Raw genomic sequence first — 20,570 nt, forward strand, 5'->3', positions numbered from 1 at the left:
ACCGTCGGCGCCGGCGTCGTGGCCAAGATCATCGACTGAGAAGGACACCGATCATGAGCAAGCAAAAGATCCGTATCCGCCTCAAGGCGTTTGACTACAAACTGATCGACGCCTCCGCCGCCGAGATCGTGGATACCGCCAAGCGCACCGGCGCGATCGTCAAAGGCCCGGTGCCCCTGCCGACCCGCATGAAGCGTTTCGACATCCTGCGTTCGCCGCACGTCAACAAGACCAGCCGCGACCAGTTCGAGATCCGCACCCACCAGCGCCTGATGGACATCGTGGACCCGACCGACAAGACGGTCGACGCCCTGATGAAGCTGGACCTGCCGGCCGGCGTGGACGTGGAAATCAAGCTGCAGTGATGCGGTTTGTGTGAGTCGGTGGTGTCGGTAACGCGCCACAGGCTTGCATTTTCGATGCCCGCGGGGTAAACTCGCGGGCTTCGCGGCTTTTTGGCTGCGGAGATTTTCAATCATCATCCCGGCGATCAACGAGAACCGGGACATCAGCCCCGGCCAATTGCAGTCGGGAACGGAGAAAACAATGAGTCTGAGCAACTCTCTCGGGTTGTTGGGCCGCAAGGTGGGCATGATGCGCCTCTTCACCGAAGACGGGGACGCAGTGCCTGTCACGGTGGTCGACGTGTCGAACAACCGCGTGGCGCAAGTCAAAACCCAGGCCAACGACGGCTACGACGCCCTGCAAGTGGCGTACGGCAAGCGCCGCGCTTCCCGCGTGACCAAGCCCGTGGCAGGCCACCTGGCCAAAGCCGGCGTCGAAGCCGGTGAAATCCTCAAAGAATTCCGCGTGACCGCCGAAGTCGCTGGCAAGTTTGCCGCCGGCTCCGTGCTGCCCGTGGCCGAGCTGTTCGCGGCCGGCCAGAAGGTGGACGTGCAAGGCACCTCCATCGGTAAAGGCTTCGCCGGCACCATCAAGCGCCACAACTTCGCGTCGCAGCGTGCGTCCCACGGCAACAGCCGTTCGCACAACGTGCCGGGTTCCATCTCCATGGCGCAGGACCCGGGCCGCGTGTTCCCGGGCAAGAAAATGACCGGCCACATGGGCGACGAGACCGTGACCACCCAGAACCTGGACGTGGTGCGTGTCGATGCCGACCGTCAGCTGCTGCTGATCAAAGGCGCCGTTCCGGGCTCGAAAGGTGGCTTCGTCACCGTGCGTCCCGCCGTCAAAGCTGCCAGCAAAGGAGCTAACTGATGCAAGTTGAACTCCTGAACGACCAGGGCCAGGCCGCTTCCACCGTGGAAGTGCCCGAGACCGTGTTTGGTCGTGACTACAACGAATCGCTGATCCACCAGCTGGTGGTGGCTTACCAGGCCAACGCGCGCCAGGGCACCCGTGCCCAGAAGGACCGCGAACAGGTCAAGCACAGCACCAAGAAGCCGTTCAAGCAAAAAGGCACCGGCAACGCCCGTGCCGGTATGACGTCTTCCCCGATCTGGCGTGGGGGCGGTAAGGCCTTCCCGAACAGCCCGGAAGAGAACTTCAGCCAGAAGCTGAACAAGAAGATGTACCGCGCCGGCATGGCGTCCATCTTCTCGCAGCTGGTGCGTGAAGGCCGCCTGTCGGTGGTGGATTCCCTGAAAGTGGAAGCCCCCAAGACCAAGCTGCTGGCCGACAAGTTCAAGGCCATGAACCTCAAGTCTGTGCTGGTCATCGCCGACGAAATCGACGAGAACCTGTACCTGGCTTCGCGCAACCTGCCCCACGTGCTGGTGCTGGAGCCGCGTTACGCCGATCCGCTGTCGCTGGTTCACTACAAGAAAGTGATCGTCACCAAGGGTGCCATCGACAAACTCAAGGAGATGTTCGCATGAGCAACGTCCAGTTTGACGAAGGCCGCCTGATGCAGGTGCTGGTCGCGCCCATCGTGTCTGAAAAAGCCACCATGGCCGCCGAAAAATCCAACGCCATCCTGTTCAAGGTGCTGCGCGACGCCAGCAAGCCGGAAATCAAGGCCGCGGTGGAACTGCTGTTCAACGTGAAGGTGCAAGCCGTCAACGTGTTGAACCAAAAGGGCAAGGCCAAGCGCTTTGGCAAGACCGTGGGCCGCCGTGATCACGTGCGCAAAGCCTACGTGACGCTGCAGCCGGGTCAGGAACTGAACTTTGGTGGGGAGGCCGTCTGATCATGGCAGTCATCAAGATGAAGCCGACTTCGCCAGGCCGTCGTGGCATGGTGAAAGTCACCCGTGACACCCTGCACAAGGGTGCCGGTTACGCGCCGCTGCTGGAACCCCAGTTCCAGAAGGCCGGCCGCAACAACAACGGTCACATCACCGTGCGCCACAAGGGCGGCGGCAACAAGCACCACTACCGCGTGGTGGATTTTGTCCGCAACAAGGACAACATCCCCGCCAAGGTGGAGCGTCTGGAATACGACCCGAACCGCACCGCGCACATCGCGCTGCTGTGCTACGCCGACGGCGAGCGCCGCTACATCATCGCCCCGCGTGGCGTTGAAGTGGGCACGACCCTGCTGAGTGGCTCCGAGTCTCCGATCCGCGCCGGTAACACCCTGCCGATCCGCAACATCCCCGTCGGTTCGACCATCCACTGCATCGAACTGAAGCCGGGCAAGGGTGCGCAAATCGCGCGCTCCGCCGGTGCTTCGGCCGTGCTGCTGGCCCGCGAAGGCATCTACGCCCAGGTGCGCATGCGTTCCGGCGAAGTGCGCAAGATCCACGTGGATTGCCGCGCCACCATCGGCGAAGCGTCCAACACCGAACACAGCCTGCGTCAGCTGGGCAAGGCCGGTGTCAAGCGCCACATGGGTATCCGCCCGACCGTTCGCGGTGTGGCCATGAACCCGATCGACCACCCGCACGGTGGTGGTGAAGGCCGTACCGGTACCGGTATGCCGCCGGTGGACCCGTGGGGCAACCTGACCAAGGGTTACCGAACCCGCAACAACCGCCGCACGCAGAACATGATCGTTTCGCGTCGCAAGAGCAAGTAAGGGGTTGACGAAATGACTCGTTCTCTGAAAAAAGGTCCCTTCGTTGACCACCACCTGCTGGCCAAGGTCGAGAAGGCCGTTGCCACCAAGGACAAGAAGCCGGTCAAGACCTGGTCGCGCCGCTCCATGATCCTGCCCGAGTTCATCGGCCTGACCATTGCTGTGCACAACGGCAAGCAGCACGTGCCCGTCTATGTGACCGATCAGATGGTCGGCCACAAGCTCGGCGAGTTCTCGCTGACGCGCACGTTCAAAGGCCACCCCGGCGACAAAAAAGCCAAGAAGTAAGGACACACCATGGAAACACGCGCAATTGTTCGCGGCGTTCGCCTGTCGGTCGACAAAGGCCGTCTGGTGGCGGACCTGATTCGCGGCAAAAAGGTGGACCAGGCCCTGAACATCCTGACGTTCACGCAGAAGAAAGCGGCCGGCATCGTCAAGAAGGCCCTGGAATCCGCCATCGCCAACGCCGAGCACAACGACGGCGCCGACATCGACGAACTGAAGGTCAAGACCATCCACGTCGAGCAAGGCACCACGCTCAAGCGTTTCACCGCGCGCGCCAAAGGCCGCGGCAACCGCATCAGCAAGCCGACCTGTCACATCTATGTGACCGTGGGCAACTGAGCCAGAAGGAAGACTATGGGACAGAAAATCCATCCTACCGGCTTCCGCCTGGCGGTCAGCCGCAACTGGGCCAGCCGTTGGTACGCCTCCAACCGTGACTTCGCCGGCATGCTGGCCGAAGACATCAAGGTGCGCGAGTACCTGAAGGCCAAGCTGAAGAACGCCGCGGTGTCCCGCGTCGTGATCGAGCGCCCCGCCAAAAACGCCCGCATCACCATTTACTCGGCCCGTCCGGGCGTGGTGATCGGCAAGAAGGGCGAGGACATCGAGAAGCTGAAGAAGGACCTGGCCGCCAAGTTGGGCGTGCCGGTGGCCGTCAACATCGAGGAAGTGCGCAAGCCCGAAGTCGATGCCAAGCTGATCGCCGACTCCATCACCCAGCAGCTGGAAAAGCGCATCATGTTCCGCCGCGCCATGAAGCGCGCGATGCAGAACGCGATGCGTCTGGGCGCCCAAGGCATCAAGATCATGTCTTCGGGCCGTCTGAACGGCATCGAAATCGCCCGCACCGAGTGGTACCGCGAAGGCCGCGTGCCGCTGCACACCCTGCGCGCCGACATCGACTACGGCACCTCGCTGGCCCAAACCACCTACGGCGTCATCGGCGTCAAGGTGTGGGTGTACAAGGGTGACCACCTGGGTCGCAACGACGCCCCGTCGCTGGACAGCACCCCGCGTCCCGACGACGAGCGCCGTCCCCGTGGTCCGCGCCGTGACGGTGCCCGCAACGACCGCCCCGGTCGTGGTGGCCCGCGTCGTGGCGGCAGCAATGCCGCACCGGCCGATGGCAGCGACAAGCCCCAGGCCTAAGGAGAAATAGAACATGTTGCAACCTGCTCGCCGTAAATACCGTAAAGAGCAAAAAGGCCGCAACACGGGTATTGCCACCACCGGCAACACCGTGGCCTTTGGCGATTTCGGCCTGAAGTCCACCGACCGTGGCCGTCTGACGGCACGCCAGATCGAATCCGCCCGCCGGGCGATTTCCCGTCACGTCAAGCGTGGCGGCCGGATCTGGATTCGCGTGTTCCCGGACAAGCCGATTTCCAAGAAGCCCGCCGAAGTCCGTATGGGCAACGGCAAGGGCGGTGTCGAGTACTACGTGGCTGAGATCCAGCCCGGCAAGGTACTGTACGAAATCGTGGGCGTGCCCGAGCAACTGGCTCGCGAAGCGTTCACCCTGGCCGCTGCCAAGCTCCCGCTGCGCACGACCTTTGTGACCCGCATGCTGGGCCAGTGATTCAGGAGAACACAAGATGAAAACTGCTGAACTGCGCCAAAAAGACGTGGCTGGCCTGCAAGCCGAAGTCAAAGCCCTGCAAAAGGCCCACTTCAACCTGCGCATGCAAAAAGCCACGCAACAACTGTCCAACCTCGCCACGCTGCGCAGCACCCGTCGTGCCATCGCCCGTGCGAAGACCATCCTTGCTGAAAAGCAAGCCGCCAAGTAAGGAGTGACCATGACGGAAGCCAAAACCTCCCTCAAGCGCACCTTGATTGGCAAGGTGGTCAGCGACAAGCGTGCCAAGACCGTGACCGTGCTGGTCGAGCGCCGTGTGAAGCACGAGCTGTACGACAAGATCGTGATCAAGTCGAGCAAGTACCACGCGCACGACGAGAACAGCGAGTACAAGCTGGGTGACATCATCGAGATCACCGAAAGCCGTCCGCTGTCCAAGACGAAGAACTGGGTTGCCACCCGCCTGGTCCAAAAGGCCGCACTGGTGTAAGCCCGTTTCTCTGCCTTCGGGCGGATACCGAAAAAACGACCGACAATCTCGGTCGTTTTTTCGTTTGTGCGGCCCCTCTGGCGCGCACGTTCAACCCGGCCTTCGGGCCACATTCAGGAGCCACACATGATCCAGGTCGGAGACAAACTGCCCGCCACCACACTGATGGAATTCGTTGAGGTCGAGGGCGGCGGTTGCAGCCTGGGCCCCAACCCGGTCAACGTGGCCCAGGCCACCGCGGGCAAAACCATCGCCCTGTTCGCCGTGCCCGGGGCCTTCACGCCCACCTGCTCGGCCCAGCACGTGCCGGGTTTCGTGGCCCAGTACGAGGCCTTCAAGGCCGCGGGTGTGGACGAGATCTGGTGTGTGGCGGTGAACGACGTGTTCGTGATGGGTGCCTGGGGCCGCGACCAGAAAGTGGACGGCAAGGTGCGCATGTTGGCCGACGGCAGTGCCGAATTCGCCCAAGCCACCGGTCTGACGCTGGACCTGACCGCGCGCGGCCTGGGCCTGCGCAGCAACCGCTATTCCATGCTGGTCAAGGACGGCGTGGTCGCCACCCTGAACGTGGAAGGCCCCGGCAAGTTCGAGGTCAGCGACGCCGCGACACTGCTGGCCCAGGCGCAGACCGCCTGATCAGAGCTCGACCTTGAGGTAATGCGCCCCGGGCAAGGGGTTGTGGTAGTAAGGGGCCACTTCCTCGAACCCGGCTTCGGCGTAGAGCGCCCGGGCGGCTTCCATGTCGCTCAGGGTGTCCAGCAGCATGCTGGCGTAACCGGCCTGGCGCGCGTGAAGCAGGGTGTCGTCCACCAGCAAGCGGCCCAGCCCAAAGCCGCGGAAAGCGCGCCGCACGAACAGGCGCTTCATTTCGCAGGCATTCAAGTGGTCGCTGTCGGGCAAGGGCCGAAAGGCGCAACAGCCCGCCGGCAGGCCGTCCACAAAGGCCAGCAGCAACGCACCGTGTGGCGCCCGGTAGTCGCCGGGCAACTGGGCCAGCTCCTCGGCAAAGCCCTGGAAGCACAGGTCCACCCCAATGTCGTCCTGGTATTCCACAAACAGTTCACGGACCCACTGCAGCGGTGCCCCCTGGTCGACGAGTTCGATACGGATATCGGGGGTGGGGCGGCTCGGCTCGGGCAAGGTCGGCTCGGTCATGGCCGCACTATACGGCAAGGCGGTTCAGGGGTGGCCCAGACCGACCACCCACCCCGTGAAGGCGGCACAGGCGGCCGCGATCAGCGCCGCCAGCAAGCGCGGGCGCCAGCCGTCGGCCGACGCCGGGACGGCCCCCAACGAGGCCGACAGGTCTTTGTCACCGTGGACCATGGCGGGCACCAGGCGCACGCGGCGCACCCAGCGGTAATAGGCGATGGCCAGCAGGTGCAGCCCCACCAGGCCCAGCAGCAGCCACTGCCCCACGGCCTTGTGGTACCAAGTGGCCAGGCCCACGGTGTCGCCGTCCACAAAGCGCGTCAGGGGCCCGAAAAAAGCGATCTCGTCGTCGCTGAAGAGCCCGCTGACCACCTGGGCGCCCAGCACGGCCAGCAGGGCAAACACCGACAAGGCCCCGGTGGGGCTGTGGCCGACCGACCACCGCGGCGACCCATGCCCACGCAGGTAGGCCCACAACTGGCTGGGTGTGTAGAGGAATTGGCTGAAGCGCGACCAGTGACCCCCCACCAGGCCCCAGAGCAGCCGAAACAGCAGCAGCGCCAGCACCAGGTAGCCCAGGCGCAGGTGCCAGTTCATCCAGTTGCCGCCGACCTTGGCGGTGACCACCAGGGCCACCACGCTGACGGCCAGCAAGGCGTGAAACAGGCGGGTGGGCAGGTCCCAGACGCAGACGGTGGACATGGCAGCGTGCTCCGGTGGGGCGCATGGGGTCAGTCATGCGCGGACAATGATAAAAGCATACACTGTTCGGGCGCGGCCGTTCGGCCCGTTTTCGGATGAACCCCCTGGAAAGGACGCAGACGATGAAAGTACACCTTGGTTGGGCGCTGGTGTCGGCCCTGATGCTGACCGCTGGCACCGCACAGGCCCAGTTTCAGAAACCCGAGGACGCGGTCAAGTACCGGCAGAGCGCCTTCTCGGTCATGGGCACCCACTTCAGCCGCATTGGCGCCATGGCCAATGGCCGGGTGCCGTTCGACGCCAAGGCGGCGCAGGACAACGCCGCCATCGTCCTGGCCATGAGCAAGCTGCCCTGGGCCGGGTTCACCCCCGATACGGAAAAGGTCAAGAGCCGGGCCAAGCCCGAGCTGTGGATGGAAATGACGAAGGTGCAGGCCGGTGCCGACAAGATGGTGGCGGCTGTGGTGGCCCTGGACGCGGCGGCCCGCACCGGCAACCTGGACAGCGTGAAGAAGGCCTTTGGCGAAACGGCGGCCACCTGCAAGGCCTGTCACGACGCCTACCGGGAGTGAGGTGCGTCAGCCCTGGGCCAGCAGCTTTTCCAGCAGCTGGTGCAGGGCGGCAAAGTCGGGTTCGCCCACATAGCGCTTGACGATGCGCCCCTGCTTGTCCACCAGGTAGGTGGTGGGGGTGAGTTTGACGTCGCCCCAGTCGCGGGCCAGCTCGCCCGTGTTGTCCAGCGCCACCTTGAAGGGCAGTTGGCGTGTGGTGGCGAAGTTGACCACCCAGTCCGGGGGGTCGTAGCTCATGGCCACGGCCACGGTCTCGAAGCCCTGGCCCTTGTACTTGTTGTAGGTGCTGACCAGGCTGGGCATTTCCTTGACGCAGGACACGCAGGTGGTGGCCCAGAAATTCACCAACGTGACCTTGCCCTTGAGATCGGCGCTGTGCAGCGTGCTGCCGTCGATCAGCACGAAGCGCGATTCGGGGGCCGGGTTGGCGCTGGAGCAGGCGCTCAAACCGAGCAGGCCACTGAGCAACAGGGCCAGCACGGCCAGGGTACGGCGGCGTGGGGCAGGGGAGGGGGCGGTGTGGGTCATCGGGCAGGGGCTTGTGACGGGGTGCGGACGGCGCGGCGGGCGCGTTCGATGCGGTCCTGCAGGTAGGCGCCGTAAAAGTCGGCCGAGGACATGCCTTCCAGCCGCTCGGCAACTTCGCGCCCCTGGGCATCGAGGAACAGCACGGTGGGCGCGATGCGGACCTTCCAGGCCTGCGCCTGGGCGTGGGGCGTGGTGGTCTGGCCCTGCAGGTCTTGCAGCGCGGTCTTGCGGTCCAGCATGTTCAGTTGCGCGGCCACCACCTCGCCGCGCTGGTGCATGGGGCCCAGGTAATTGGTGCGGACCACGTCGCAAAAGGCGCAGCCTTTGAGGGTGACCATCAGCACCAGCGGCTCTTGCCGCCGCTGGGCCAGTTGGGCCACCGCACGCAGCGAAGCGGGCACGGGCAGGATCTCGGGCAAACCGTCGGGGTTGTGGTTCATGGTGACAAGAGACAGGCCCGTGTGAGAGGCCGGCCGAGGGCGCAAAGTTCAGTCGGCCCCGGCTTGGGTACCATCCGGGGTGAATTCTCTATTGTGCGCGCATTGGCCCGGGGTGGCCGCGTGCGGGGCAAGGCAGGTGTGCAATGGCAAACGGATGGTGGCGCCGCATGGGCGCGTGTGGGGTGGCGGTGGCGTTGGTGGCGTGCAGCCCGACCCACAACTGGCGCACGGTGCGCCACGAAGGCGTGCCGCTGCAGGCGCTGATGCCCTGCAAGCCCGACCAGGCCGAACGCGACGTGCCGTTGCTGGGCCCGGAGCGGCCGCGCGTGACCCTGCGCATGCTGGGCTGTGACGTCGGCCGCAGCACCTTTGCCGTGGCGGCCGTGCCCCTGCCGGAGGCGGCCCTGGGCCTGGACGACGAGGCGGTGGTGGGGCTGTGGTCGCGCGCCACCTGGGCCAGCCTGCGCCAGACGCTGGCCGCAGGCGACACCGCCCCGGCGGGCTGGACCGTGCAGCCCGTGGCGGTGCCCGGGGCCGACCGCGCCTGGCGCTGGAGCGGCCCGGCCCAAGACCACCGTGGCCAGGCCCTGCGGGCCGAGGTGCTGTGGGCCACCGGCCGGGGCTGGGCGGTGCAGGCCGCTGTGTACGGTCCACCCCAGCCGGCCGAGGTGACCGACACCTTTTTTGAAGGCGTGCGCCTGCCCTGAGCGGGCGGGGCACCGCGCCCGCAAGGCCCATAATGGCTGACATGAACGGCATCCTCGTCATCGCCCACGCGCCCCTGGCTTCGGCGCTGCGCCAGTGCGTGCTGCACGTCTTCCCCGACGCCGGCGGGCACGTCAGTGCCCTGGATGTGCCGCCCAACCAGCCCCCCAGCGAGACCCTGGCCCAGGCCCGGCAGCTGATCGCCCTGCAGGGTGCGCCGCACACCCTGGTGCTGACCGACCTGTTCGGCGCCACCCCCTGCAACGTCGCCAGCAAGCTGATCGACGGCTTGCACACCCGACTCGTCACCGGCGTCAACCTGCCCATGTTGTTGCGGGCGGTGTCGTACCGGCACGAGTCGCTGGACGCGCTGGTCTCGCGCGCCATGCTGGGCGGCACGCAGGGGGTGATGCCGGTGTCCGTGACCGCACAACAAAACCAGGTGAGACGCACCACGCATGATCAAAACCACCGCGACCATCAGCAATAAACTGGGCCTGCACGCCCGCGCCTCGGCCAAGCTGACCAAGCTGGCCGGCAGCTTTCCCTGCGAGGTGTGGATGAGCCGCAACGGCCGGCGCATCAACGCCAAGAGCATCATGGGGGTGATGATGCTGGCCGCCGGCCAGGGCAGCGAGGTGGAGATCGAAACCGACGGCGCCGACGAGCAAGCCGCGATGGACGCGCTGCGGGCGCTGATCGACGACAAGTTCGGAGAGGGCGAATGACGTTCACCGTCCATGGCCAGGCGGTGTCGCGCGGCATCGCCATCGGGCGCGCGGTGCTGGTGGCGTCCAGCCGGCTGGACGTGGCGCACTACTTTGTGGCCGACGAACAGGTGGCCGACGAGCTGCGGCGCCTGCGCAGCGCGCGCGACAGTGTGGTGGCCGAGATCACCCGGGTCCAGCAGGGCCTGCTGGAAACCGTGGGCAAGGACGCCCACCACGAACTGACCGCGCTGCTGGACGTGCACCTGATGCTGTTGCAGGACACCCAGTTGCAGGACGGGGTCAAGCAATGGGTGGTGGAGCGGCGCTACAACGCCGAGTGGGCGCTCACCTCGCAGCTGGAGCAGATCGCCAAACAGTTCGACGAGATGGAGGACCCCTACCTGCGCGAGCGCAAGGCGGACCTGGAGCAGGTGGTCGAACGCATGCTGCGGCACCTGCGCGGCGTGGCCTCGCCGGTGGCGGCGCCGGCCGAGGGCGGCAGCGAGGTGGCGGCCGACCCGCTGGTGCTGGTGGCCCACGACCTGTCGCCGGCCGACATGCTGCAGTTCAAGCAAAGCGCCTTCGCCGGTTTCGTGACCGACGTGGGGGGCAAGACCAGCCACACCGCCATCGTCGCGCGCAGCATGGACATCCCGGCCGTGGTGGGCGCGCGCACCGCCAGCCAGCTGGTGCAGCAGGACGACTGGGTGGTCATCGACGGCGACGCCGGCGTGGTCATCGTCAACCCCTCGCCCATCGTGCTGGCCGAATACGGCTTCAAGCAGCGCCAGGGCGAGGTAGAGCGCGAGCGGCTCTCGCGCATCAAGAACACCCCGGCGGTGACGCTGGACGGCGAGCGCATCGAGCTGCTGGCCAACATCGAGCAGCCGCAGGACACGATGCCCGCGCTGTCGGTGAGCGCGGTGGGCGTGGGCCTGTTCCGCACCGAATTCCTGTTCATGGGCCGCGACGGCAAGCTGCCCGACGAGGAAGAGCAGTACCTGGCCTACCGCGCCGCGGTGGAGGGCATGCATGGGCTGCCGGTGACCATCCGCACGGTGGACGTGGGCGCCGACAAGCCGCTGGACCGGCACGTGCGCGACGACCACCTCAACCCCGCGCTGGGGCTGCGTGCCATCCGCTGGAGCCTGGCGGAGCCGGCCATGTTCCTGACGCAGCTGCGCGCGGTGCTGCGCGCCGCCGCCCACGGCAAGGTCAACCTGCTGTTTCCCATGCTGGCCCACGCCAGCGAGATCCGGCAGGTCAAGGCCCTGCTGGCCAAGGCCCGCGACCAGCTTGACCAGCGCGCGGCGGTGTACGGGGCGGTGCGCATCGGTGCCATGGTCGAGGTGCCGGCCGCGGCCCTGGTGGTCGGCTCCTTCCTCAAGCACTTCGACTTCCTCTCCATTGGCACCAACGACCTGATCCAGTACACCCTGGCCATCGACCGGGTGGACGAGAGCGTGGCCCACCTGTACGACCCGCTGCACCCGGCGGTGTTGCAGCTGGTGGCCAACACCATTGCCGAATGCCGCGCCCAGGGCAAGGGCGTGAGCGTGTGCGGCGAAATGGCCGGCGACGTGACCATGACCCGCCTGCTGTTGGGCCTGGGGCTGCGCAGCTTTTCCATGCACCCGTCGCAGATCCTGGCGGTCAAGCAGCAGATCCTGCGGGCCGACACGCGCAAGCTGCGCGCCTGGGCGCAGGAGGTGGTGCGCAGCGAGGACCCGGCGGCGCTGATGGCCGACTGAACCCGGGCGACGCGCACCCGGGCGCCCAGGTGAAGGGTGGGCTGCCCATGGCCGGAATGTGTGTATGAATTTGTTACACTGATTTCCACTATTGCGTGTTTTGGCGGTGAAAGGGCCCCGGCTCCCCGGGGCATACGCCAGGCACCGGCGGAGGTTTGAATGGCAGAACACACCGGGACACCCGGCCCGCACCCCCACCACGCGGCGGCAGACCGCGACGAGTTGCTGGCGTGTCTCATCATCCTGGCGCGCAGCCACGGCGAAACCATCACCCGCGACGGCGCGCTGGCCGGCCTGCCGCTGGAAGGCGGCCGCCTCACCCCCAGCCTGTTCGAGCGCGCCGCACGCCGCGCCGGCCTGAGCAGCAAGGTGGTGCGCCAACCCATTGCCGAGCTCAAGCAGGCGCTGTTGCCGGCGGTGCTGCTGCTCGACGGCGAACACGCCTGCGTGCTGCTGGGGCGCAGCGACGACGGTGCCACCCTGCAGGTGGTGTACCCGGAGCTGGGCGATGCCCCGCTGCAGGTGCCCGCCGCCGAACTGGCCGCGCGCTACAGCGGCCACGCCATTTACGCCCGGCCGCGCCTGCGGTTCGACGCGCGCAGCCCGGTGGTCAGCACCACCCGCAGCGGCCACTGGTTCTGGAGCGTGATCGGCGAAAACAGCGCCCTGTACCGCGACGTGCTGTTGGCCGCCTTCCTGACCAACCTGTTCGCCGTGGCCATGCCGCTGTTCGTCATGAACGTGTACGACCGGGTGGTGCCCAACCAGGCCACCGACACCCTGTGGGTGCTGGCCGTGGGCCTGAGCCTGGTGCTGGTCGGCGACCTGGTGCTGCGCACCCTGCGCGGCAAGTTCGTCGACCTGGCCAGCAGCCGCGCCGACGTCAAGCTCTCGGCCTACATCATGGAGCGGGTGCTGGGCACGCGCATGGAGCAGCGCCCGGTGTCGGCCGGCTCCTTCGCCGCCAACCTGCGCGCCTTCGAGTCGGTGCGCGACTTCATCGGCTCGGCCACGGTGGTGGCCTTCATCGACCTGCCGTTCGCGCTGATCTTCTTTGTCGTCATTGGCTGGATCGCCTGGCCCATGCTGATTCCGCTGGTGCTGGGCGCGGTGCTGCTGCTGCTGTACGCGCTGGCGGTGCAGGGCCGCATGCACGAGCTGGCCGAAACCACCTACCGCGCCGGGGCCCAGCGCAACGCCACGCTGGTGGAGGGGCTGGTGGGCTTCGAGACGGTCAAGGCCCTGGGGGCGGAAGCGCCGATCCAGCGCAAGTGGGAAAAAAGCGCGGCGCTGCTGGCCCGCGTCGGGGCGCAGCTGCGGCTGCTGTCGTCCAGCGCCTCGAACAGCTCGGCCTTTGTGCAGCAGGCCATCAACATGTTCATCATTATTTTGGGCGTGTACCTGATCGGCGAACGCGCGCTGTCCATGGGCGGCCTGATCGCCTGCACCATGCTGGCGTCGCGCGCCATGGCGCCGGTGGGGCAGGTGGCCGGGCTGCTGGTGCAGTACCACACCGCGGCCACCGCACTCACCTCGCTCAACGAGATGATGAAGCGAGAGGTCGAGCGCCCGGACGACGCCAACTTCATCACCCGCGGCAGCATCAAGGGGGCGATCGAGTTCAAGGACGTGTCCTTCAACTACCCCGGCCAGCAGAACGCCTCGCTGCGCAACGTCAGTCTGCGCATCCAGCCCGGCGAAAAGGTGGCCATCCTGGGCCGCATCGGGTCGGGCAAAACCACCCTGGAAAAGCTCATCCTCGGCCTGTACCGGCCCACCAGCGGCGCGGTGCTGGTCGATGGCATCGACCAGCGGCAACTGGACCCGGCCGAGCTGCGCCGCCACATCGGCTACGTGCAGCAGGACGTGATGCTGTTTTACGGCACCCTGCGCGAGAACATCACCCTGGGCGCGCCGCTGGCCGACGACGCCGACGTGCTCAAGGCCGCCACCATCGGCGGCATCTCGGACCTGGTCAACACCCACCCGCAGGGCTTTGACATGCTGGTCGGCGAACGCGGCGAATCGCTCTCGGGCGGGCAGCGCCAGGGCGTGGCGATCGCCCGCGCGGTGATCCACGACCCGTCCATCCTGCTGCTGGACGAGCCGACCGCGTCCATGGACCACTCCAGCGAGGAGGACATCAAGGCCCGCCTGCGCGAGTTCATGCCGGGCAAGACGGTGATCCTGGTGAGCCACCGCACGTCCTTGCTCGACCTGGTGGACCGCATCGTCGTCATGGACGCCGGGCGCATCGTGGCCGACGGGCCCAAGGACCAGGTGGTGCAGGCGCTGCGCCAAGGCCGCATTGGAAAGGCCGCGTGATGTCGGAACTGAACGAAAAAGACTTTGAGCGCCTGGGCAAGGCCACCCAGAAAGCCAGCCGCCTGGGCGAAACCCTGTTCGGCCGGGTGGTGCACAAGCTGGGCGCCGGCGGTGCCGACCGTGAGTCGCTGGACTGGGCGTCCGACGCCGACTGGGCGCAGCTGCAGCAAGAGCCGCTGCGCGCCCGGGTGCTGCTGCGCGGGGCGGCGGTGGTGCTGGGCGGGCTGCTGCTGTGGGCGGCGTTTGCCCAGGTGGACGAGGTGACCCGCGGCGAGGCCAAGGTGGTGCCGACCAGCCAGGTCCAGATCGTCCAGAGCGTGGACGGCGGCGTGGTGGAGGAAATCCTGGTGCGCGAAGGCCAGGTGGTGGAGGCCGGCCAGCTGCTGCTGCGGGTGGACCCGACGCGCTTCGCCTCCAGCCTGGGCGAAAGTCGGGTCAGCCAGCTGGCGCTGCGGGCCAAGGCCGAGCGGTTGCAGGCGCTGGTGCAGAACCGCGCCTTCAACCCGCCGGCCGATCTGCTCAAGGACGCGCCGGACATCGTCGCCCAGGAGCGCAGCCTGTACGAGTCGCGCCGGGCCGAGTTGAGTGCGCAAATTTCCATCACCCAAAGCCAGCTGAGCCAGCGCCAGCAGGAGCTGAACGAGGCCCGCGCCCGCAAGGAGCAAGCCGAGCGCGGGCTGGAGCTGGTGCAGCGCGAGCTGGCCGCCACCAAGCCCATGGTGGCCACCGGCGCCGTGTCGGAGGTGGAGGTGCTGCGGCTGGACCAACAGGTCGCCCGCCTGCGCGGCGACCGCGACCAGGCCACCGCGCAAATCTCCCGCGTGCAGTCGGCCATCGCCGAGGCGCAGCGCCGCATCGAGGAGGTGCAGCTCAACGCCCGCAACCAGATGGGGGCCGAGCTGTCCGACACCATGGGCCGCTTGTCGGCCCTGTCCGAAGGTGGGCGCGCACTGGAAGACAAGGTGGCCAAGGCCGAGATCAAGTCGCCGGTGCGTGGCACCGTCAAACGCCTGCTGGTCAACACCGTGGGCGGCGTGGTGCAGCCCGGCCGCGAAGTGCTGGAGGTGGTGCCGCTGGACGACGTCCTGGTGCTGGAGGCGCAGATCACGCCCAAGGACATCGCCTTCCTGCGCCCCGGGCTGGAGGCCACCATCAAGTTCACCGCTTACGACTACGCCATCTACGGCGGCCTCAAGGCCGATGTGGAGAACATCAGCGCCGACTCGGTGGTGGACGAAAAGGGCAATGCCTTCTACATTGTGCGGCTGCGCACCCGCGAAGCCAGCCTGGGCGAAGGCCTGCCCATCATCCCCGGCATGGTGGCGCAGGTGGACATCCTCACCGGCAAGAAGACCGTGCTGGCCTACCTGCTCAAGCCCGTGCTGCGGGCCAAGGCCAACGCGCTGTCGGAACGCTGAACGTCACGCGGTCACACCATGAGCAAGCAACATTTTCTGGTCCACGCCCGCGCGGGCGCCGCGGCCTCCGGACTGACCCCGCCGGAGCGCTGGCTGCAGGCCTTTCCCGACGGGCAGTGGAGCAACTGGGCCACCCTGGAGGCGTCGCTGTCTGCCGGCGACACCGTGTGGGTGCCCGTCACCTACCCCGAATGGGAGGCCCGCGTCTCGGCCCTGCTGGCGCGCCAACCCGGGTGCGGGGTGGTGGTGGTCAGCGGCGTGTTGCAGGACGCCGAGGGCCTGCGCGCCCTGAACGCCGGTGCTCGCGGCTACTGCCACCTGCTGGCCGTGCCCGAGGTGTTGCGCGAGGTCGCCCAGGTGCTGGACCACGGCGGCCTGTGGGTTGGGCCCAGCCTGGTGCAGCGCCTGATGGCCGCCACCCGCGAGGTGCTGCAGCGCCGCCCCGCGGCCGCCCCGCCGCCGGCCGACCTGTCGGCCCTGTCGGAGCGCGAAGCCCAGGTCGCCCGCGCCGTGGCCGCCGGCAAGTCCAACCGGGAAGTGGCCGAGCAACTGTTCATTTCCGAACGCACCGTCAAGGCCCACTTGGGCGCGGTGTTCGACAAGCTGGGCGTGCGCGACCGGGTGCAGCTGGTGCTGCACCTCTCGGGCAGCCAGGCCAGCGCCTGACCAAGGAGGCCGCATGAGCCAGAACACCCCCCCACCGGCCCCGGGCGGCCCCAACGGCCACGACGCGCTCGCCAGCAGCGATGCCGGGCTGGCGCGCGTGACCGAGGACCTGATCGACATCCTCATCAACCGCGGCGTGATCCAGTTCACCGACTTCCCGCCCGCAGCCCAGGCCAAGCTGCTGGAGCGCCGCCAGACCCGCGCCGCCTTGAGCAAACGCCTGCAGCTGCTGGACGACGGCGATGCCGGGCTGATTTGATCCACGTCAAGCCACGGCGGCCGCCGCGGGTTCAGACTGCCAGATGTAGCAGTCAAACCCCAGGAGGTACACCATGGCACAAACCGCCACCGTCACGGCCCTGAACGGCCGGGTCATCGTCATCGACAGCGCGGGCCTGCCGCGCCTGCTGGCCGTGGGCGACGCCCTGCAGGCCGGCGACACCGTGCGCCCCGCGCCCGGCGCCAGCGTGCAGTTGTCGCTGGACGACGGCCAGACCCTGGGCCTGGCGGGCGGGCAAGCCTGGCTGGTGGGCGCCGATGCCCCCGTGGCCGCCCCGCCCGAGCTGACCGAGGCCGTCAACGCCGTCATCGACGTGTTGGAACGTGGCGGCGACCTCGACGAAATCGAGGCCGCGGCCGCCGGTGCGGGCGGCGGTGGCGGCGGCGACGGCGACGGCAGCAGTTTTGTGCGCCTGCTGCGCATCGAGGAAGGGGTGACCCCGCTGGCCTACGAATATGGCACCGAGACGCCGGGCCGCATCGACGAACCCTTGCTGGCCAGCGCCGCTGCCCCCGAGGGCGACGAGCCCCCACCGCCGCCCCCGGGCGACAATTTCCCCCTGGCCAACGACGACACCGCCAGCGCCCGCGTCACCATCACCAAAGGCGCGGTGACCGACTTCAACGGCGACACCCGCGTCATGGGGGCCGGCGAAGGCAGCCTCAGCTTTGAGGGGCGACTGGCCTTGCCGCACAACCAGAACGCCTGGTTGCTCAGCGACGCGTCCTTCCAGAACACCCTGGGTTCGGTGCAAGGCGCCTTCACCATCACCGACCACGGCCAGGGCAGCGACCCGGCCTTCGTCGTCACCCCCAACTTCACCGCCAGCGCCGGGCAGACGTTCGACTTCAGCGCCTCTGCCCAGTTGGGCGGCCCGGACGCCCAGGGCGACACCGACCGCTTCACCGCCGAGCTGTACCGCAACCTGGACGGCACCTGGACCCAAGTGGCCACCATCGCCGGTAGCGACGGCCAATACAGCCACACCTTCGAGGCCGACGGCGAATACCGCGTCAAGTTCACCGTGGACGACGAAACCGGCGGCGGCACCTGGGCCACCGCCACCGTGGACGTGGGCAGCGACCACTACTTCGGCACCGTCACCCCCTTGCCCGACATCGTCGACATCGTGCCCGCCAGCGGCAACATCCTGGGCAACGACGCCCCGGGCGATGGCGATTTCAGCCAGCACACCTGGGCCTTCGACGGTGGCGTGGTGGACCCCGACACCGGGCTGGTCACGGTGACCGGCGACCACGGCACCCTGGTGGTCGAGCCCGATGGCGACTACACCTACACCCCCAGTGGCAGCACCGGCGGGCAGGACGTGTTCAGCTACACCCTGTACGACGCCGATGGCGACGCCGACGGCGCCACCCTCAGCGTCAACGTGGCCTACACCGTCAACGACCTGGGCGCGCAGGGCGCCGAACTGGGGGCCAGCGCCTACGCCTTCGCCAGCGCCGAGCCGTTGGACATGCCCAGCTTCGGTGTGGACAGCGACGGCGACGGCATTCCCGACGCGCTGGACACCGACAACGGCGGCTTCACCCTGGCCCACGTGAACGACGGCGGCGACAGCGTCCACCTGGGCGACATGCTCGACCTGCCCGAATTCAGCGCCCAGGCGCTCGACCCCTACCTCAGCTTCGGTGAGAACGACGCCGGCCACGCCGTCCTGCAGGTCGCCACCGGCGCCGACCTCAACGGCGACGGCATCCCCGACGCGCAGCAGAGCATCACCTTCGACCAGGTCAGCCTGCTCGACCTGCAGGCCTACGCCGGCGGCAGCAGCGACGTGGAAATCATCCAGAAACTGCTGGACAACGGCAACCTGCGCAAAGACGCCTGACGCCCGCGCCGCAAAACTGTACTTAAGTCCAATGGCCGCAGCACTTGCCGAGGGGTAAGCTGCGGCCATACCTTCAACCAGGAGTGTTTCCATGGCCCAAGCCACCGTACTGTCTGTCACCGGCAACGCCGTCGTCGTCCAAGCCGACGGCACCACCCGCGCCCTCAAGGTGGGCGACGTCATCCAGAAAGGCGAAACCGTGCGCACCGCCGCCGGCGCCCGCGTGGAGCTGATGATGGAAGACGGTCAGGTCGTGGCCATGGGCCCGGCCCAGACCGTGCGCGTGGACGAAACCATGGCGCAAACCGACGCCACCCCCAGCGCCGCCGAGGCGGCCGCGCAGCCCGGCACCATCGACCAGATCGCCCAGGTGCTGGAGCAGGGCGGCGACCTGACCGAAGAGCTGGAAGCCGCAGCGGCCGGCGCCGGTGCCGGCGGTGGTGGTGATGGCAGCGACTTCGTGCGCCTGCTGCGCGTGACCGAAGGCGTGGACCCGCTGGCCTACGACTACAGCTTCGACCCGCTGGCGGGGCCGGATGAGGTGTTGTTGGCTTCGGACGCAGACCTGCCGCCCCCCAATGAGCTTTCTGACGAGGGTGAGTCCGTCACGACCGAAGAAGACCAAGAGGCTAGAGGGAACGTCCTGGACAACACGGTGAACCCCGATGGCCCGGCCACAGAGGCCGTGGTGCAGTTCACCTGGGGCGGGCAAACCGCGAACGCAGGCGATCCGATCCGCATACAGGGTGTGGGCACGTTGACCATTGCGCCCAACGGCGATTTTGTGTTTACGCCAGATCAGAATTACGACGGGCAGGTTCCGCCGGCCACCTACGACGTCACTGACGGGGAGGATGCCGTCACTTCGACTCTGTCTATCCAGATCACGCCTGTCAACGACCCGCCGACCCTGGTGGTGGACGACAACCCGAATCTTCCTGGCAACACCGGGGACACGGACGTGGTGAACGAGTCGGCGCTGGCCACGGGCAGCGGCGGTGGGACGGCGGTGGCCACGGGCACCATCACGGTAGGCGATGCGGACGGTCTGGACGACATCAAGACCATCACCTTCTCTGACACCGGTGCAGCCGGTCTGACCTTCACGGTCGGCTCGGGCAGTCTGGCGGATCTGGTCAACCAGACCTTCACGACCGCCAATGGCACGGTTAAGATCAACTCCTACAGTGTGGTGGACGGCAAGGGTGTGTACGGTTACGAGTACACGCTGACCAGCCGCACGGCGGACGTGGCGGATCAGACGGAAACCAACAGCTTCAAGGTCACGGTTGACGACGGTACGGCCACGGCCAACGCGACGGTGACGATTGAGATCGTGGACGATGTGCCGCAGACGGGTGCGGATGGCACGGCGACGGTGACCGAAGACAGCGGTGCGGGCCAGACGGTGACGGCCAACGTGCTGACCAACGACAGCTATGGTGCGGATGACACGGGAGGTTTGAAGGCCTTCAGCTGGGACGCGAACACGGCTGCGAAAGCGGTGTTGGCCACATACGGCACGCTGACGCTGGGCACAGACGGGCAGTACACCTTCACGCTGAACAACGCCAGCGCGGCGGTGCAGGCGCTGACGGCATCGGGCACGCCGATCCAGCAGACGCTGACCTACACCATCACGGACGCGGACGGCGACACCAGCCCGGGCAGCGTGATCATCAAGATCGTGGGAGCGGACGACAGCGCCAGCGTGACCGTGGCGACCCAAGGTGCGGACAGCACGGTGTACGAAGCGGGTCTGACGTCGGTGGCCAACACCAGCGAGACCGACAGCGACAGCTTCCAGGTCAACGCCACGGACGGCATTGCCAGCGTGACGATTGGCACGGGTTCGGGTGCGATCACCCTGACGCTGGGTCAGCTCACCAACCTGGGTGGTGTGGCTGCGGTGGACAAGACCTACGACACGGGCGAAGGCACGCTGGTGGTCACGGGCTTCAACAGCACCGACGGCAAGACCGGCACGGTGAGCTACAGCTACACGCTCAAGGCCGCACAGACACACGACAAGGCGACGGCCGACACGGCGATCAGCGACAGCGTGCCGGTGGCTGTGGCGGGTGTGGGCGGCACGGGTGCGAGCGCCAACCTGAGCATCAGCATCGTGGACGA

The 20,570-nt window shown here is 67.2% G+C and carries 26 protein-coding genes and 1 pseudogene; 23 read left to right on the plus strand and 4 right to left on the minus strand.

Annotation, left to right across the window (positions count from 1 at the left end; translation table 11 throughout):
- The first annotated feature begins 53 nt into the window (after positions 1 to 53).
- From rpsJ to HA630_RS11900, 12 genes and pseudogenes are all read left to right on the plus strand, one after another.
- A complete protein-coding gene (rpsJ, locus tag HA630_RS11845) occupies positions 54 to 365 on the plus strand; it encodes a 30S ribosomal protein S10 (protein ID WP_101049512.1) in 312 nt (103 codons plus the stop codon).
- Positions 366 to 546: 181 nt separating this feature from the next.
- Entirely contained in the window at positions 547 to 1,218 is a 672-nt protein-coding gene (gene rplC, locus HA630_RS11850; protein WP_166834958.1) for a 50S ribosomal protein L3, read from the plus strand.
- Positions 1,218 to 1,838, plus strand: coding sequence for a 50S ribosomal protein L4 (gene rplD, locus HA630_RS11855; protein ID WP_166834960.1), 621 nt, complete (start codon positions 1,218 to 1,220; stop codon positions 1,836 to 1,838). Before rplC ends, rplD begins: the two co-directional genes overlap by 1 nt.
- Positions 1,835 to 2,149: a 50S ribosomal protein L23 gene (gene rplW, locus HA630_RS11860; protein WP_166834962.1), complete on the plus strand. Its 315-nt coding sequence runs from the start codon at positions 1,835 to 1,837 to the stop codon at positions 2,147 to 2,149. The genes rplD and rplW overlap by 4 nt, the downstream gene beginning before the upstream one ends.
- Before the next feature lie 2 nt (positions 2,150 to 2,151).
- Positions 2,152 to 2,979 (plus strand): 50S ribosomal protein L2, encoded by an 828-nt coding sequence (gene rplB, locus HA630_RS11865; RefSeq protein ID WP_166834964.1) that lies wholly within the window; start codon positions 2,152 to 2,154, stop codon positions 2,977 to 2,979.
- 12 nt (positions 2,980 to 2,991) lie between these two features.
- Positions 2,992 to 3,267, plus strand: coding sequence for a 30S ribosomal protein S19 (rpsS, locus tag HA630_RS11870; protein ID WP_101049521.1), 276 nt, complete (start codon positions 2,992 to 2,994; stop codon positions 3,265 to 3,267).
- Positions 3,268 to 3,276: 9 nt separating this feature from the next.
- Complete coding sequence (gene rplV / locus HA630_RS11875; protein ID WP_166834966.1) at positions 3,277 to 3,606, plus strand: 50S ribosomal protein L22; 330 nt, start codon at positions 3,277 to 3,279, stop codon at positions 3,604 to 3,606.
- A 15-nt stretch (positions 3,607 to 3,621) separates the two neighbouring features.
- Positions 3,622 to 4,407, plus strand: a pseudogene (gene rpsC / locus HA630_RS11880) (30S ribosomal protein S3); the annotation flags it as partial.
- 22 nt (positions 4,408 to 4,429) lie between these two features.
- The gene (rplP, locus tag HA630_RS11885; protein ID WP_101049525.1) at positions 4,430 to 4,846 is read left to right on the plus strand and encodes a 50S ribosomal protein L16; all 417 of its coding nucleotides are present in this window, start codon (positions 4,430 to 4,432) and stop codon (positions 4,844 to 4,846) included.
- Positions 4,847 to 4,862: 16 nt separating this feature from the next.
- Positions 4,863 to 5,057 carry a 50S ribosomal protein L29 gene (gene rpmC, locus HA630_RS11890; RefSeq protein ID WP_105749481.1) on the plus strand — a complete coding sequence of 65 codons (195 nt, stop codon included), beginning with the start codon at positions 4,863 to 4,865 and terminating at the stop codon, positions 5,055 to 5,057.
- A 9-nt stretch (positions 5,058 to 5,066) separates the two neighbouring features.
- The gene (rpsQ, locus tag HA630_RS11895; RefSeq protein WP_166834968.1) at positions 5,067 to 5,336 is read left to right on the plus strand and encodes a 30S ribosomal protein S17; all 270 of its coding nucleotides are present in this window, start codon (positions 5,067 to 5,069) and stop codon (positions 5,334 to 5,336) included.
- 126 nt (positions 5,337 to 5,462) lie between these two features.
- The gene (locus tag HA630_RS11900) at positions 5,463 to 5,972 is read left to right on the plus strand and encodes a peroxiredoxin (RefSeq protein WP_166834970.1); all 510 of its coding nucleotides are present in this window, start codon (positions 5,463 to 5,465) and stop codon (positions 5,970 to 5,972) included.
- Here the strand turns inward: HA630_RS11900 and HA630_RS11905 are convergent, their stop codons facing one another.
- The gene (locus tag HA630_RS11905) at positions 5,973 to 6,491 is read right to left on the minus strand and encodes a GNAT family N-acetyltransferase (RefSeq protein WP_166834972.1); all 519 of its coding nucleotides are present in this window, start codon (positions 6,489 to 6,491) and stop codon (positions 5,973 to 5,975) included.
- A gap of 24 nt (positions 6,492 to 6,515) precedes the next feature.
- Positions 6,516 to 7,190, minus strand: coding sequence for a cytochrome b/b6 domain-containing protein (locus HA630_RS11910; RefSeq protein ID WP_166834974.1), 675 nt, complete (start codon positions 7,188 to 7,190; stop codon positions 6,516 to 6,518).
- Between the two features lie 122 nt (positions 7,191 to 7,312).
- Between HA630_RS11910 and HA630_RS11915 the strand changes: the two genes are divergently transcribed.
- On the plus strand, positions 7,313 to 7,762 hold the full coding sequence (locus HA630_RS11915; protein ID WP_166834976.1) for a cytochrome c: 450 nt from the start codon (positions 7,313 to 7,315) through the stop codon (positions 7,760 to 7,762).
- Between the two features lie 6 nt (positions 7,763 to 7,768).
- On the opposite strand, the gene HA630_RS11920 is transcribed toward HA630_RS11915, so the two are convergent.
- Positions 7,769 to 8,290 carry a TlpA disulfide reductase family protein gene (locus tag HA630_RS11920; protein WP_166834978.1) on the minus strand — a complete coding sequence of 174 codons (522 nt, stop codon included), beginning with the start codon at positions 8,288 to 8,290 and terminating at the stop codon, positions 7,769 to 7,771.
- On the minus strand, positions 8,287 to 8,730 hold the full coding sequence (locus tag HA630_RS11925) for a thioredoxin fold domain-containing protein (protein WP_166834980.1): 444 nt from the start codon (positions 8,728 to 8,730) through the stop codon (positions 8,287 to 8,289). Before HA630_RS11925 ends, HA630_RS11920 begins: the two co-directional genes overlap by 4 nt.
- Before the next feature lie 143 nt (positions 8,731 to 8,873).
- Between HA630_RS11925 and HA630_RS11930 the strand changes: the two genes are divergently transcribed.
- From HA630_RS11930 to HA630_RS11975, 10 genes are all read left to right on the plus strand, one after another.
- Positions 8,874 to 9,437, plus strand: coding sequence for a hypothetical protein (locus HA630_RS11930; protein WP_166834982.1), 564 nt, complete (start codon positions 8,874 to 8,876; stop codon positions 9,435 to 9,437).
- A gap of 41 nt (positions 9,438 to 9,478) precedes the next feature.
- Positions 9,479 to 9,925 carry a PTS sugar transporter subunit IIA gene (locus HA630_RS11935; RefSeq protein ID WP_166834984.1) on the plus strand — a complete coding sequence of 149 codons (447 nt, stop codon included), beginning with the start codon at positions 9,479 to 9,481 and terminating at the stop codon, positions 9,923 to 9,925.
- Positions 9,894 to 10,163 (plus strand): HPr family phosphocarrier protein, encoded by a 270-nt coding sequence (locus HA630_RS11940; RefSeq protein ID WP_166834986.1) that lies wholly within the window; start codon positions 9,894 to 9,896, stop codon positions 10,161 to 10,163. Before HA630_RS11935 ends, HA630_RS11940 begins: the two co-directional genes overlap by 32 nt.
- Positions 10,160 to 11,896: a phosphoenolpyruvate--protein phosphotransferase gene (gene ptsP / locus HA630_RS11945; protein ID WP_166834988.1), complete on the plus strand. Its 1,737-nt coding sequence runs from the start codon at positions 10,160 to 10,162 to the stop codon at positions 11,894 to 11,896. The genes HA630_RS11940 and ptsP overlap by 4 nt, the downstream gene beginning before the upstream one ends.
- Before the next feature lie 159 nt (positions 11,897 to 12,055).
- Positions 12,056 to 14,221 (plus strand): type I secretion system permease/ATPase, encoded by a 2,166-nt coding sequence (locus HA630_RS11950; RefSeq protein ID WP_166834990.1) that lies wholly within the window; start codon positions 12,056 to 12,058, stop codon positions 14,219 to 14,221.
- A complete protein-coding gene (locus tag HA630_RS11955) occupies positions 14,221 to 15,639 on the plus strand; it encodes an HlyD family type I secretion periplasmic adaptor subunit (protein ID WP_166834992.1) in 1,419 nt (472 codons plus the stop codon). The genes HA630_RS11950 and HA630_RS11955 overlap by 1 nt, the downstream gene beginning before the upstream one ends.
- Positions 15,640 to 15,657: 18 nt before the next feature.
- A complete protein-coding gene (locus HA630_RS11960; RefSeq protein ID WP_166834994.1) occupies positions 15,658 to 16,305 on the plus strand; it encodes a response regulator transcription factor in 648 nt (215 codons plus the stop codon).
- 13 nt (positions 16,306 to 16,318) lie between these two features.
- The gene (locus HA630_RS11965; protein WP_166834996.1) at positions 16,319 to 16,564 is read left to right on the plus strand and encodes a hypothetical protein; all 246 of its coding nucleotides are present in this window, start codon (positions 16,319 to 16,321) and stop codon (positions 16,562 to 16,564) included.
- 73 nt (positions 16,565 to 16,637) lie between these two features.
- A complete protein-coding gene (locus HA630_RS11970; protein ID WP_166834998.1) occupies positions 16,638 to 18,437 on the plus strand; it encodes a retention module-containing protein in 1,800 nt (599 codons plus the stop codon).
- 91 nt (positions 18,438 to 18,528) lie between these two features.
- Positions 18,529 to 20,570, plus strand: a 2,042-nt coding sequence (locus tag HA630_RS11975) for a retention module-containing protein (RefSeq protein ID WP_166835001.1), incomplete at its 3' end; no start/stop codon positions are given.

It is taken from the genome of Aquabacterium sp. A08 (assembly GCF_011742065.1).

Coding starts and splice junctions, on each gene's coding strand:
- rplB (WP_166834964.1), top strand. CDS start 2,152: ATGGCAGTCATCAAGATGAAGCCGACTTCGCCAGGCCGTCGTGGCATG.
- rpmC (WP_105749481.1), top strand. CDS start 4,863: ATGAAAACTGCTGAACTGCGCCAAAAAGACGTGGCTGGCCTGCAAGCC.
- rplP (WP_101049525.1), top strand. CDS start 4,430: ATGTTGCAACCTGCTCGCCGTAAATACCGTAAAGAGCAAAAAGGCCGC.
- HA630_RS11925 (WP_166834980.1), bottom strand. CDS start 8,730: ATGAACCACAACCCCGACGGTTTGCCCGAGATCCTGCCCGTGCCCGCT.
- HA630_RS11900 (WP_166834970.1), top strand. CDS start 5,463: ATGATCCAGGTCGGAGACAAACTGCCCGCCACCACACTGATGGAATTC.
- HA630_RS11970 (WP_166834998.1), top strand. CDS start 16,638: ATGGCACAAACCGCCACCGTCACGGCCCTGAACGGCCGGGTCATCGTC.
- HA630_RS11950 (WP_166834990.1), top strand. CDS start 12,056: ATGGCAGAACACACCGGGACACCCGGCCCGCACCCCCACCACGCGGCG.
- HA630_RS11915 (WP_166834976.1), top strand. CDS start 7,313: ATGAAAGTACACCTTGGTTGGGCGCTGGTGTCGGCCCTGATGCTGACC.
- HA630_RS11920 (WP_166834978.1), bottom strand. CDS start 8,290: ATGACCCACACCGCCCCCTCCCCTGCCCCACGCCGCCGTACCCTGGCC.
- rpsJ (WP_101049512.1), top strand. CDS start 54: ATGAGCAAGCAAAAGATCCGTATCCGCCTCAAGGCGTTTGACTACAAA.
- HA630_RS11965 (WP_166834996.1), top strand. CDS start 16,319: ATGAGCCAGAACACCCCCCCACCGGCCCCGGGCGGCCCCAACGGCCAC.
- rplC (WP_166834958.1), top strand. CDS start 547: ATGAGTCTGAGCAACTCTCTCGGGTTGTTGGGCCGCAAGGTGGGCATG.
- rpsQ (WP_166834968.1), top strand. CDS start 5,067: ATGACGGAAGCCAAAACCTCCCTCAAGCGCACCTTGATTGGCAAGGTG.
- ptsP (WP_166834988.1), top strand. CDS start 10,160: ATGACGTTCACCGTCCATGGCCAGGCGGTGTCGCGCGGCATCGCCATC.
- rplD (WP_166834960.1), top strand. CDS start 1,218: ATGCAAGTTGAACTCCTGAACGACCAGGGCCAGGCCGCTTCCACCGTG.
- HA630_RS11940 (WP_166834986.1), top strand. CDS start 9,894: ATGATCAAAACCACCGCGACCATCAGCAATAAACTGGGCCTGCACGCC.
- HA630_RS11930 (WP_166834982.1), top strand. CDS start 8,874: ATGGCAAACGGATGGTGGCGCCGCATGGGCGCGTGTGGGGTGGCGGTG.
- rpsS (WP_101049521.1), top strand. CDS start 2,992: ATGACTCGTTCTCTGAAAAAAGGTCCCTTCGTTGACCACCACCTGCTG.
- HA630_RS11960 (WP_166834994.1), top strand. CDS start 15,658: ATGAGCAAGCAACATTTTCTGGTCCACGCCCGCGCGGGCGCCGCGGCC.
- HA630_RS11910 (WP_166834974.1), bottom strand. CDS start 7,190: ATGTCCACCGTCTGCGTCTGGGACCTGCCCACCCGCCTGTTTCACGCC.
- rplV (WP_166834966.1), top strand. CDS start 3,277: ATGGAAACACGCGCAATTGTTCGCGGCGTTCGCCTGTCGGTCGACAAA.
- rplW (WP_166834962.1), top strand. CDS start 1,835: ATGAGCAACGTCCAGTTTGACGAAGGCCGCCTGATGCAGGTGCTGGTC.
- HA630_RS11955 (WP_166834992.1), top strand. CDS start 14,221: ATGTCGGAACTGAACGAAAAAGACTTTGAGCGCCTGGGCAAGGCCACC.
- HA630_RS11905 (WP_166834972.1), bottom strand. CDS start 6,491: ATGACCGAGCCGACCTTGCCCGAGCCGAGCCGCCCCACCCCCGATATC.
- HA630_RS11935 (WP_166834984.1), top strand. CDS start 9,479: ATGAACGGCATCCTCGTCATCGCCCACGCGCCCCTGGCTTCGGCGCTG.